Origin of the sequence: Halosubterraneus shenae, from assembly GCF_050510935.1 — an archaeon.
Lineage (GTDB): Archaea > Halobacteriota > Halobacteria > Halobacteriales > Haloferacaceae > JBDGPU01.
On the sequence record NZ_JBNLVO010000004.1, the window covers coordinates 60,052 to 71,877 of the forward strand.

Annotated in this window: 9 protein-coding genes; 8 read left to right on the forward strand and 1 reads right to left on the reverse strand. The window is 68.4% G+C overall.

Translation table 11 applies throughout. The annotated features are described in order from the left end of the window. Nucleotides 1-415: 415 nt before the first annotated feature. The 4 genes from ACQE3M_RS09370 (at nucleotide 416) to ACQE3M_RS09385 (ending at nucleotide 5,075) form a co-directional block, all read left to right on the forward strand. Nucleotides 416-1,015, forward strand: coding sequence for a GNAT family N-acetyltransferase (locus ACQE3M_RS09370; RefSeq protein ID WP_430505338.1), 600 nt, complete (start codon nucleotides 416-418; stop codon nucleotides 1,013-1,015). 25 nt (nucleotides 1,016-1,040) lie between these two features. Continuing rightward, nucleotides 1,041-2,021, forward strand: a complete 981-nt coding sequence (gene fen, locus ACQE3M_RS09375; RefSeq protein WP_430505339.1) for a flap endonuclease-1 — start codon at nucleotides 1,041-1,043, stop codon at nucleotides 2,019-2,021. Nucleotides 2,022-2,097: 76 nt separating this feature from the next. Next, the gene (locus tag ACQE3M_RS09380; protein ID WP_430505340.1) at nucleotides 2,098-2,688 is read left to right on the forward strand and encodes a YIP1 family protein; all 591 of its coding nucleotides are present in this window, start codon (nucleotides 2,098-2,100) and stop codon (nucleotides 2,686-2,688) included. A gap of 125 nt (nucleotides 2,689-2,813) precedes the next feature. Beyond that, on the forward strand, nucleotides 2,814-5,075 hold the full coding sequence (locus ACQE3M_RS09385) for a DHH family phosphoesterase (RefSeq protein ID WP_430505341.1): 2,262 nt from the start codon (nucleotides 2,814-2,816) through the stop codon (nucleotides 5,073-5,075). 38 nt (nucleotides 5,076-5,113) lie between these two features. On the opposite strand, the gene ACQE3M_RS09390 is transcribed toward ACQE3M_RS09385, so the two are convergent. After that, on the reverse strand, nucleotides 5,114-6,481 hold the full coding sequence (locus tag ACQE3M_RS09390; protein WP_430505342.1) for an ATPase domain-containing protein: 1,368 nt from the start codon (nucleotides 6,479-6,481) through the stop codon (nucleotides 5,114-5,116). A gap of 134 nt (nucleotides 6,482-6,615) precedes the next feature. Between ACQE3M_RS09390 and ACQE3M_RS09395 the strand changes: the two genes are divergently transcribed. From ACQE3M_RS09395 to ACQE3M_RS09410, 4 genes are all read left to right on the forward strand, one after another. Beyond that, nucleotides 6,616-8,331 carry a tRNA uridine(34) 5-carboxymethylaminomethyl modification radical SAM/GNAT enzyme Elp3 gene (locus ACQE3M_RS09395; protein ID WP_430505343.1) on the forward strand — a complete coding sequence of 572 codons (1,716 nt, stop codon included), beginning with the start codon at nucleotides 6,616-6,618 and terminating at the stop codon, nucleotides 8,329-8,331. A 209-nt stretch (nucleotides 8,332-8,540) separates the two neighbouring features. Beyond that, nucleotides 8,541-9,770, forward strand: coding sequence for a mechanosensitive ion channel family protein (locus tag ACQE3M_RS09400; protein ID WP_430505344.1), 1,230 nt, complete (start codon nucleotides 8,541-8,543; stop codon nucleotides 9,768-9,770). 78 nt (nucleotides 9,771-9,848) lie between these two features. Beyond that, nucleotides 9,849-11,186, forward strand: coding sequence for a S8 family serine peptidase (locus ACQE3M_RS09405; RefSeq protein ID WP_430505345.1), 1,338 nt, complete (start codon nucleotides 9,849-9,851; stop codon nucleotides 11,184-11,186). 139 nt (nucleotides 11,187-11,325) lie between these two features. Next, nucleotides 11,326-11,802: an SHOCT domain-containing protein gene (locus tag ACQE3M_RS09410; RefSeq protein ID WP_430505346.1), complete on the forward strand. Its 477-nt coding sequence runs from the start codon at nucleotides 11,326-11,328 to the stop codon at nucleotides 11,800-11,802. The last annotated feature ends 24 nt before the right edge of the window (nucleotides 11,803-11,826 follow it).

Here is an 11,826-nt window from a genome sequence, read left to right on the forward strand (position 1 = left end):
ATAATAAACAAGACAGTCAGCCAACCGTTTAATCTGTGATAGAATGTCATGTAATTAAACACTTCCAAATAATTATGTATGTGCTCTACAATGTGCTGTGTGTATTCATGGCAAAGACGCTGGGTCACTGTAAGGAGTGTGGACAGAATTTCAAAAGAGCTCGAATATCTGGCCGCCGAAAGGGATACCAGGTACTCAATAAAGGGAAGCATAGCACTCGAATACAATGCAAAGGGTGTGGCCGTAAAATAACAGTCCGAGACAGGTAGAACCTGCTGTACGTCGGTTTTTGGCACGCCAATAATCCTGACACTGTGGCTGCTTCAGCCAGTTCTGTTTAATAAGGAGTAGCGCCGTCTCCGCGCAGGCCGACTCCCTCCCGACTGTTCTTGTGTGCGGCCACGCAAGGATCAGTATGGAGTTCGCGCTGCTGGGCTGGCCCGACGAGGAGCCGACCCTCCGGCTGGACTACCGGGCGTTCAGCTACGCGGGCAAGTTCGTCACCGGCGGGACCGGCATCGCGGTACTGCGCGCGGCCGACCCGGTTTCGTTCGACCCGGACCAGCCGCTGCCGGACGGGCTCGACCCGGCCACGTTCGCGGACGACGTGGTCGCCGCCGTCGCGTTCAACGCGGACCGCACCGAGCCGGAGACGCTGTGGCTCCGGTACGTGACGGTCCACGCGGCCCTGCGCGGGGAGGGGTTCGGGCCGGAGCTCGTCGGCGAGGTCCTCGACCGCGCGACCGCCGGTGGCTACGAGAGCGCGCGCATCGCGGTCAACAACCCCTTCGCGTACGAGGCGCTGCACAAGGTCGGGTTCGCGTTCACGGGTCGGGAGACGGGGATCGCCGAACTCGTGCTGGAGCGGCCGCTCGACGCGCCCGCGACCGTCGACCGCGAGACGTACCAGGCCGGACTCGACCGCTTCCGCGACCGGGAGCGGGAGCTGTCGAGCGCGGAGGAGGCGTTCCTCGCGGACCGCGCTCGGCGCGGCCCGCCGGAATCGCACTTTTAAGAGCCGCCGGGACAACGGTCGGACAATGGGAAACGCTGACCTCCGCTCGCTCGCGTCGATCCGCGAGGTCGAGTTCGACGAACTCGAGGGGAGCGTCGTCGCCATCGACGCGCACAACTGGCTGTATCGCTACCTGACGACGACGGTGAAGTGGACCCGCGACGAGATCTACACCACCAGCGACGGCACCGAGGTCGCCAACCTCGTCGGCATCGTGCAGGGGCTCCCGAAGTTCTACGAGCACGACCTCATCCCCGTTTTCGTCTTCGACGGCGAGGTGACGGAGCTGAAGAGCGCGGAGATCGAGGAGCGCCGCGAGAAGAAGGAGGCCGCCGCGGAGCGACGGGCCGAGGCGGAGGCAGCCGGCAAGACCGAGGAGGCGGCTCGCCTGGAGGCCCGCACGCAACGGCTCACGGAGACGATCCACGAGACGACCCGGGGGCTGTTCGACCGCCTCGACGTCCCGTACGTCGAAGCGCCCGCCGAGGGGGAGGCGCAGTGCGCGCACATGAACGCCGTCGGCGACGCCGACTACGCCGGCAGCGAGGACTACGACACGCTGCTGTTCGGCGCGCCCCGCACGCTCCGCCAGCTGACGAGCAAGGGCAACCCCGAGCTGATGGACCTCGAAGCGACGCTCGCGGACCTCGACTTCTCGCGGCAGGAGCTCGTCGACGCCGCGATGCTCTGTGGCACCGACTTCAACGAGGGCGTCTCCGGTATCGGCCCGAAGACGGCCGTGAAGGCGATCCGCGAGCACGGCGACCTCTGGGGCGTCCTCGAGGCCGAGGACGCTGAAATCGCCAACGCGGAAGCCGTCCGCGAGCTGTTCTTCGACCCGCCGGTCACCGACGACTACGAGTTCGACACCGACCTCGACCCGGACGTCGAGGCCGCCCGCGCGTACGTCGTCGACGAGTGGGAGGTCGCCGCCGACGAGGTGGAGCGCGGCTTCGAGCGCATCGAGGAGTCGATGGTCCAGACCGGGCTGGACCGCTGGACGTGAGCTGGAGTCCCCGAAAGGAGCGGTCGCGACGAGGAGAACCGCAACCGGATTACGCGCGGCGACCCGAGACGGGATCGTGACCACCTGGATCGAGAACCCGGAGGGCGGACGCGCTCGCGGGCCGCGCGCGCTCGTCCGCTCGTGGACCGAGGTGCTGGTTCGACCGCGGCGCTTCTTCGTCACCGGCGTCGGGCCGGGGGATCAGGCCCCGGGCCTCACCTTCGCGATGACCGTCGCCGTCGCGTTCGCGACCGGCTGGTTCGCGACGACGCCGGGCGCGATCCCGGGCATCGTCGGCTCGCCGGTCGTCTCGGCGCTCGTCGCCCTCCTCGTCGTCGGTCTGCTCGCGGCCCCGGTCGGGCTGCACCTGACGGCCGCGCTCGCCGTGGTTTCGCTCGCGGTCGTCGTCCGGGACCGCGGCGGCGTTAGCGAGACCGTGCAGGTCGTCGCCTACGCGTCCGCGCCGTTCGCGCTCGCCGGGCCGCCGATCCCGGCCCTGCGCGTCACGTGTGGGCTCTACGCCGCCGGCCTGCTCGTGTACGGGCTCCGAACCATTCACGACACGTCCTGGCTCCGTGCGGCGGTCGCGGCGACCCCCGCCGCGCTCGTCGGCTACGGGGTCGGCTACCGGACGATCGCCGCCGCGCGAACGCTATTCGGTTTATAAGTATCCCCGAGGCGTCGGACACCCCTCGTGCGCGTTTGTACTCGGGAATTCTCGGGGGTTCCGTCGCCGACGCGCTGAGGGACTTTCGACAACCGTTTTAGGCGGGAGGCTGTCTTGACACACAAATGGGATCCTGTATCATTTGCGGCACCTCCGTGGAGGGTCGCGTTTGCGACTCCCACGAGGAGGACGTCGTATTCGATTTCCGTGGCGATAGCCCGCACCAGCTCGTCGACGACCGATTCTACCGTGGTACCGTGGACGGCTACGCCGACTTCGGCGTCTTCGTCGACCTCGCGCCCGGCGTCACCGGGCTGCTGCACCGCTCCGAGCTCGACATGCGCCTCGACTCCCTCGAGTGGGAGCCGGGCGACACCGTCTTCGTGCAGGTGAAGAACGTCCGGGACAACGGCAACGTCGACCTCGGCTGGTCGATCCGGCAGGCGGAACGCGAGTTCCGCGGCCACCTGGTCCAGGAGGGCGACGGCGCCGAGGCGGAGTTCGAACCCGAGGACGTCGAGGACACCGCCGAGGAGGCCGCCGTCGAGTCGAAGGACGCCGCCGAGAAGGCGGAGGAAGCCGCCGAGGACGCCGAGGCGGTCGCCGAGGAGGCCGAGGAGATCGAGGAGACCGCAGAGGAGCTCGAAGACGCGGCCGAGGACGTCGCGGACGCGGACGAAGACGTCGCCGAGGACGTCGAAGCTGCCGCCGAGGAGATCGAGGCAGCAGCCGAGGACGTCGAGGAGAGCGCCGAAGAAGCCGCCGAGGAGGCCGAGGCGGCCGAAGTGGCCGCGGAAGCGGCCGAGACCGCCGCGGCAGCCGTCGAGGCGGAAGCGGAGGCCCACGAGACGGACGAGACAACGGAAGCCGAGGCCGAGGAAGCCACGGAGTTCGAGCGCGTCGAGGTCGGGACCCTCGGCGACCGCGTCGACGAGGAGGTCCGCATCGAGGGCGAGGTCGTCAACGTCCGCCAGACGGGCGGCCCGACGGTCTTCGAGGTCCGCGACGAGACCGGCTCCGTCGACGGCGCGGCGTTCGTCGAGCCAGGCGTTCGCGCGTACCCCGACGTCGAGCTGGGCGACGTCGTCCGGCTGGACGGCGAGGTCGAGCTCCGCCGCAGCGAGATCCAGATCGAAACGGAAGCCCTGGCCGTGCTGGAGGGTGAGGAGGCCGAGACCGTGCAGCGCCGGCTCGCCGACGCGCTGGCCGAGAAGGCCCGCCCGGAGGACATCGAGCCGCTCGGCGGCGACGACGCGGTCGCGACGCTCTCGGACGACCTGCTCGACGCCGCGCAGGCAATCCGGCGCGCCGTCCTGCAGTCTCGACCCATCGTTGTCCGCCATCCGGCGACCGCCGACGGCTACGTCGCCGGCGCCGCACTCGAACGCGCCGCGCTCCCGCTTATCCGCGAGGAGCACGCCCAGAGCGACGCGGAGTACCACTACTTCGACCGCCGCCCGCTCGACGGCGCCGTATACGACATGGACGCGGCGACGAACGACGCGACGCGGATGTTACAGGACCGCGACCGCCACGACGAGAAGCTCCCCCTGTTCCTGCTCGTCGGCACCGGATCGACGGTCGAGTCCGCCGACGGCATCGGCCTCCTCGACGTGTACGACGCCGAGGCCGTCGTCGTCGACGCCGAGGTCGCCGACCCCGAGACGCGCGAGACGGTCGACACCCTCGTCTCGCCGGAGCTCGCCGACACCGACGACCACCTCTCGACGGGCGCGCTCGCCGCGTCGCTGTCGGCCGCGGTCAACGGCGACGTGCGCGATGACCTGACGCACCTGCCCGCGGTGAGCTACTGGGAGGAGACCCCGACGCATTACACCGAGCTCGCCCGCGACGCCGGCTACGACGCCGAGCGCGTCGCGGAGCTCCGCGAGGCCATCGCGCTGGAGGCGTACTACCAGTCCTACGAGGACAAGCGCGAACTGGTCGCCGACCTGCTGTTCGAGGACGGCGGCGACCTCGCGGCCCACGTCTCCGAGCAGTTCCGCGAGAAGCTGGAGACCGAGGTCGAGACCGCCGAGGCCAACATCGAGCGCGAGGCCGCCGACGGCGTCGAGTTCGCCGTCCTCGACACGGACGCGTACACCCACCGCTACGACTTCCCGCCGACAGGCCTCCTGCTGGACGAGCTCCACCGTCGCCACCGCGAGGGCGACTTCGTGACCCTCGGCTTCGCGACGGACGAACTGTACGTTCGCTCGACGATGGACCTCTCGGTTCGTGACGTCGCCGCGGAAGCCGCGGAGATCGCGCCCCAGGCCGACATCCACTCGGCCGGCGTCCGCGAGGGGACCATCGAGTTCCTCTCGGGCGAGCGCGACGCCGTCGAGGACGCCGTCATCGCCGCCATCGCCGAGCTGTCGAGCTAAGCTCGCGATTCAGTCGCCGTCAGTTCTCACCGTCGCCGTCACTTCCCCTCGTCGCCGTTCTCTCCGCTTCCAGCCGCATCCTCGTCGATCGTTTCGTCGCCGACGTCCCTGGCGTTCTCGTCGGTTCCCGAGTCCGAAGTGACGTCGTCGATGGTCTCGTCGCCGACGCCGGCGCTGCCGCCCGCGCCCTCCTCGCCCTCTCCCTCACCGTCTTCACCGTCGGGTTCCGTCACCTCGGCTCTGGTCGACCGTTCGACGTCGGACTTCTCCATCTCCTCCTCCGGGTCGAAGACGACCTGGCCCTTCCCGGCGGTGTACTCGTAGGTGTGCCACTCCGGGATCGTCAGCACGCCCGTCATCTTGCGGATGCGGAGCTGCTTGAGCAGCGTGTCGGGGACGACCTCTTCCGTGAACCGGAGGTCGACGATGCCGTCGACCATGTACTCCAGGTCGTGCGGGAAGGCGTTCGCGTCGCCGGCCATCGTCGCGCCCGCGAACACCGGGACGAAGCGGGCCTTGCAGACGTCCGCGCGCAGGCGCTTGAGGAAATCGTACGCCTTGACGGGCTGGACGAGCGTCCCGAGCTCCGTTAACGAGTCGATGACGACGATGCCCTCGTCGTCCATGCCGAGTTCGCCAAGACAGTCCTCCAGCCGACTCAGCACCTGGCCGAGGTCGGTCGGGTCCCGGACCGTCGTCGTGGCGTCGCGGGCGACGGACTGGAGGTGGGCGGTGAAGTCGTTGGTCCGCTCCGGCGGCGAATCCGCGCCCTCGATCCGGTGCGTGAAGCAGTCGAGGATCCGGAGCTGGCCGGCCTCCAGTAACGGCAGCACGTTCCAGTCCATGCTGACGAACTCCTGGACGACGGAGGTCGGCGTTTCGAGGAACGAGACGACGACCGCCGGCTCGCCACGCTGGAGCGCCCGCCACACCAGCTCGGCCTGCACGGACTCGTCGCGCGTGCCGGACATCCCGGAGAGCAGCACCAGCGAGTTGCGGGGCATCCCCTCCGGAAGCCCGGTGTCCATCGCGCTGACGCCGGGGCGGAACTGGCGAAAGCCATGGTAGGTCGTGAACACGCGCCCGCTCGACTCCAGCGCCTCCCGGCAGGCGTTCGAGCAGAACTCGTAGTCGACGCCGCCGTGCTCGGAGACGACGGGCGCCGCCGAGATGGGGAGCCGACAGAAGTCACATCGCGGAACGGCTTCCGCCTCGCTCGACTCATCGGTATCGGCCGTCGATCCGGATTCGGCCGTCGCGTCCGGTTCCTCGGTCGTGCCCGATGGCTCGGCGGCTGGCGGCTCGCCCGCCGTCGACGCTTCGGCGCCGCCCGCAGTCGACTCGTCGGCGTCGCCGTCCGACGCTGCCGCGGACTCCGCTCCGTCGCTCGAGTCGGAACTGTCCATGGGTAACGTTCACACGCCAGCCCATTAATCCTCCCTCGCTGTCGTTCGGGGCCCGGGAGCGCTTCGACGAGCGCGGTCCGGCACGGAGCCCCTTTGCGACACCCTTATTCACGAAACGCGTTGATCCACGGGTAATGAGTACTGACGCGCCGAGCGAGGGCGGGGAGCCCGACGCCGGGGAGCCCGAGGCGTTCGTGAACGCCTGCGAGGAGCTGGTCGACCGGATCCTCGCTGGCGACGTCGAGCGCGACGACCTCGAGTCCGCGAAGCTGTCCGTCTGCTCGGAGTTCTCGTCCCCGAAGGTGCCGAAGAACACGGATCTCCTCGACTACGCGCCCGACGAGCGGCGCGAGGAGGTCGAGGAGGTCGTCCAGCGGAAGCCCGTCCGGACCGCCTCGGGCGTCTCGCCCGTCGCGATCATGACGTCGCCGAAGATGTGCCCGCACGGGAAGTGCCTCTACTGTCCGGGCGGCCCCGCCTCGGAGTTCTCCTCCTCGCAGTCGTACACGGGCCACGAGCCGGCCGCGGCCCGCGGCCAGCAGAACGACTACGACCCGTACGGCCAGGTGACGCTCCGGCTCGAACAGCTCCGGCAGATCGGCCACCCCGTCGACAAGGTCGAACTCATCCTGATGGGCGGGACGATGACCGCGCGCTCGCACGACTACCAGGAGTGGTTCGTCAAGCGCGCGCTGCAGGCGATGAACGACTACGACCTCCACAAGGACCCCGAACCGGCCGAGGAACAGTCGTTCGCGCAGGACCCGGAGGACGTCGAGTTCGAGTACCTCGAGGACGTCATCGCGGAAAACGAGACGAACGAGATCCGCAACATCGGGACGACGTTCGAGACCAAGCCGGACTGGTGTGACCCCGAGCAGATCGACCGCATGCTCGACCTCGGCGGCACGAAGGTCGAGGTCGGCGTCCAGACGACCTACGAGCGGATCAACCGCGAGATGCACCGCGGCCACGGCAACGCGGCCTCGCGGGACGCGAACCGTCGCCTCCGCGACTCGGCGTTCAAGGTCGGCTTCCACATGATGCCGGGCCAGCCCGGGATGAGCAAGGAGATGTGCCTCGAGGACTTCCGGCAGCTCTTCGATAACCCGGACTGGCGGCCGGACTACCTGAAGATCTACCCGACCCTGGTCGTCCGCGGCACACGCGTCTATGACCAGTGGCACAACGGCGACTACGAGCCGCTCGACAACGAGACGGCGGCGGACCTCGTCGCCGAGATCATGGGCGAGATCCCGAAGTACACGCGCCTCCAGCGCGTCCAGCGCGACATCCCCGCGGACTTCATCGACGCCGGCGTCTGGAAGTCGAACCTCCGCCAGCTCGCACGCCAGCGCGCTGAGGAGCGGGGGATCGAGATCAACGACATCCGGGCCCGCGAGGTCGGCATGAACGACGCGGACCCCGACCCGGACGCCATCGAGCTCGACGTCATGACCTACGAGGTCGCCGGCGGCACCGAGCACTTCATCTCCTTCGAGGACCCCGTCCGCGACCTCCTCATCGGCTTCTGTCGCCTGCGCTTCCCCTCCTACGCCGAGGGCCAGCCCGGCACGCAGGGCACCGAGACCGACGCGGTCCGGCAGGAGCTCGAGGACGCCGCCCTGGTCCGCGAACTGCACGTCTACGGCAGCGAGGCGGCCATCGGCACCGAGGGCGACTGGCAGCACGAGGGCTACGGCCGGAAGCTGCTCCAGCACGCGGAGGAGCTGGCCCGCGACGCCGGGTACCGGAAGCTCTCGGTCATCTCCGGTATCGGCGTGCGCCAGTACTACCGCGAGAAGTTCGGCTACTACCAGGACGGCCCGTACGTGTCGACCCGGCTGTAGGCGCTCCGCCTCCTGAATCCCTCTACCCGGGTTCGTCGCCGACTCCGCCTTTCGTCGACGAACCCGCCTTTCGTCGTCGTCGACGCCCCGCCCTGTCGCTGGCGACGCCCCGCCCCGTCGCTGGCGACGCCCCGCCCCGTCGCTGGCGACGCTCTCGGCTATCAGTTTTATCCGCGATGCGTGTGTGAATAATACCAGAAGGTGTGGGGATGATGGGGCCGAAACTCGTCGAGCTAGTCGCGTCGCTGGAGGTCCGGATCGTCGTGTCGTTCCTCCTGTTGTCGGTCACCGGCGTGGTTAGCTTCGTCGTCGTCCCCTGGGCAGTCGACCAGACGGGACAGTTCATCACCGAGCGAGTGCTCCGGAGCGAGTCTATCCCTTACGAGCCGGGGTGGGTGCGCTGGTTCGTGCCGACGACGCTGGCCAGGTGGCTGTTCCAGCTCGCCATCGGCATCGCGGTTGGATTGCTACTGCTCTGGGTCTGGGGGTTCGGGTCCGTCGCCAGCACCATCGCGGACGTGCTGTACGTGGCGACGCCGTGGGTCGCGCGGTTCCTGACCACGGTAGTCCTGCTCGGGATCCTCCTCACCGGGACCGACTTCATCGAGGCCAGGGTCGAGACCTACGCGGAGGAGTCCGACCGCATCGGCGAGCACGAGGTGAGCGTCGTCACGCGGGTGCTCCAGGCGTCGATGATCATCACCGTCGGGCTCGTGACGCTGGCCGTCTGGGACTTCAACCTCCGCGGGCTCCTGTTCGGGGCCGGAGTCCTCGGCATCATCGTCGGGATGGCGGCCCGGCAGACGCTCAGCAACACGTTCGCCGGGTTCGTCCTTATGTTCTCCCGGCCCTTCGAGATCGGCGACTGGATCAGCATCGAGGACGTCGACGGCACCGTCACCGACATCACCATCGTCCACACCCGGGTCCGGACGTTCGACGGGGAGACGGTCGTGTTCCCGAACAGCAGCGTCAACGGTTCGCAGGTGAAGAACTACTCCGACCAGAACCGGCTCCGGCTCGAGTTCGAGGTCACCGTCGACTACGCCACGGACCTCGGCCGGGCCGAGGAGATCGCGCTCGACGCGCTCGAGGGGCTCGAGAGCGTCCGCGACGTGCCGAGCCCGGAGGTCGTCGCCGGCGGGTTCGCCGAGTCGGGCGTCGAGCTGGAACACCGGTTCTGGATCGAGAACCCGAGCGCACGGAAGGAGCGGCGGACGCGCTCGCAGGCTATCCGGACCGTCAAGCGGGCCTTCGACGAGAACGGCATCGAGATCCCGTACCCGCACCGGACGGTCACGACCCGCGACGTCGCCGACGGCCCAACCGACGACGCGACGACGGACGACGCGACAACCGACGATGCGACGACGGACGTCGCCGGCGACGTCGAGTACGGCGTCGGGACCGAGGAAGCGGAATCGGAGCCGCCGCGCTGAGACGTGAACAACTATTAACGAGTTCCTTCGAGTAGGAGAACACTCATATTTATAAACTTCGTGTCGGATTTATGCCGTATGCCGCAGCAGACCCGACGAACGTTTCTCAAGGTGAGTGGTGGTGTACTGGGTGGTATCGCGGCCGGAACGACGGTGGCGGCCGCGGAACGAACCGACCGGTTCATCGTCGAAACCGGCGGGAACGACGACCTCGGCGGGCTGACCGTCGTCCACGAACTCGCGGGCGTCGACTACGCGGTCGTCCGCGGCGAGGTGTCCGAGGTCGAGGCCGCGAGCGGCGTCGCCGACTACGCGCCCGACGTCGACGTCGAGCTCGACGACCCGAGTCCGAACGAGGACGCGCCGACGGTGTCCGAACCGTCCGTCGAGGACGAGCCGGGCTATCCCCTCCAGTGGGACAAGCAGGCGCTCGACGTGCCGACGGCCCACGAGACGACGAAGGGCGAGGGAACTCGCGTCACGATCATCGACACCGGCGTGGCTGCAGGCCACCCCGACCTCGACGTCAACGAGACCCTCTCCCGGAACTTCACGGGCGACGGCTTCGGCTCGGCCAACGCCGCCGGTGGGTATCACGGCACGCACGTCGGCGGCATCGTCGCTGCCAGCACGGACAACGAGGCGGGCGTCGCCGGCACGGCACCCGAAACCGATCTCGTCGACTGTCGGGTGTTCTCCCCGAGCGCACTGGCGTCGTTCGGCGACATCCTCGCCGCCGTCGTCTATAGCGCCGCCATCGACGCCGACGTCGCGAACCTCAGCCTCGGTGCGTATCCGATCCCCCGGCAGGCCGTCGGGGAGTTCTTCGGCAAGGCGCTCAACCGCATCATGACGTACGCGAACAGCCAGGGGACGCTCCTGGTCATCGCCGCCGGCAACGACAGCGCCGACCTCCAGCACGACAAGAACTTCATCAGCCTGCCCAACGAAGGGGCCCAGGGCGTCTCCGTGAGCGCGACCGGCCCGATCGGCTTCGGCTGGGGCGACGAGGGCGTCGAGGCACCGGCCGAGAGCCCGGCGTTCTACACGAACTACGGCACGAACGCGCTCGACCTCGGGGCGCCCGGCGGCGACGCCGACCTGAACGCGATCGGAACCGGGGTCCCGTGGTATTACGACCTGGTGTTCAACACGATTGCCGTCCCGCAGTACAGGACGAACGAGGAGGACGAGGTGATCGGGATCGACGGCTACGAGTACTCGTACAATTGGGTCGCCGGCACCTCGATGGCTGCGCCACAGGTCGCCGGCGCCGCCGCGCTCGTCAAGAGCGCCAATCCCGACTACAACGCGAATCAGGTCGAATCCGCGCTCGAGGCGGCCGCCGAGGTCCCCGAGGGCTACGACAAGACGTACTACGGTGCCGGGTTCCTGAACGTCGTCGACGCGCTGTAGGCGATGCTCGCTCTCCGTCTCCGCCCGACCGGTCAGCACGTCCCCGAGGCCTGCGGCGTCGGTATTCGTCGTTTCGGTTCGGTATCGAGCCCCCTATTTAAACGACTACTTATATTACCCATCGAAGATACTGCCCGACATGGCGAACGACAGTCCCGTCGAGCGCGCTCGCGAGAACCTCACAGGGATCGTCTCCGTCGTCGTCACCGCGACCTGGCTGGGGGCCCTGCTCGCGGGGCAGGACTGGTGGCTCGCATTCATGCTCGTCGGCTACGTCGCCGTGGTGCCCATCGTCGCGTTGTTGTTCGGCGACGAGGAGGACCGGGCGGAGTGGTGGAGCGAGGGGGAGTCGTCCGACTCGGAGCGGACGGCGACCGCCGAGTCCGACAGGCGGGACGCGCTCCAGACCATCCGAGACCGGTACGCCCGCGGCGAGCTCACCGAGGAGCAGTTCGAGCGGAAGCTCGAGACCCTCCTCGAAACGGAGACGCTGGAGGACGTGAAGGGGCGGGACTCGATCGCAACCGGCGATGGTGAGTCGCGACCGCCGGCGCGGGACGGAACGGATGCGGGCCGGTCGACGCAACCGGAGACCGAGCTCGAGCGCGACCCGTAACCGGCTACGGACAACGACACGCCT

Coding starts and splice junctions, on each gene's coding strand:
- ACQE3M_RS09405 (WP_430505345.1), top strand. CDS start 9,849: ATGCCGCAGCAGACCCGACGAACGTTTCTCAAGGTGAGTGGTGGTGTA.
- ACQE3M_RS09400 (WP_430505344.1), top strand. CDS start 8,541: ATGATGGGGCCGAAACTCGTCGAGCTAGTCGCGTCGCTGGAGGTCCGG.
- ACQE3M_RS09410 (WP_430505346.1), top strand. CDS start 11,326: ATGGCGAACGACAGTCCCGTCGAGCGCGCTCGCGAGAACCTCACAGGG.
- ACQE3M_RS09395 (WP_430505343.1), top strand. CDS start 6,616: ATGAGTACTGACGCGCCGAGCGAGGGCGGGGAGCCCGACGCCGGGGAG.
- ACQE3M_RS09385 (WP_430505341.1), top strand. CDS start 2,814: ATGGGATCCTGTATCATTTGCGGCACCTCCGTGGAGGGTCGCGTTTGC.
- ACQE3M_RS09390 (WP_430505342.1), bottom strand. CDS start 6,481: ATGGACAGTTCCGACTCGAGCGACGGAGCGGAGTCCGCGGCAGCGTCG.
- fen (WP_430505339.1), top strand. CDS start 1,041: ATGGGAAACGCTGACCTCCGCTCGCTCGCGTCGATCCGCGAGGTCGAG.
- ACQE3M_RS09370 (WP_430505338.1), top strand. CDS start 416: ATGGAGTTCGCGCTGCTGGGCTGGCCCGACGAGGAGCCGACCCTCCGG.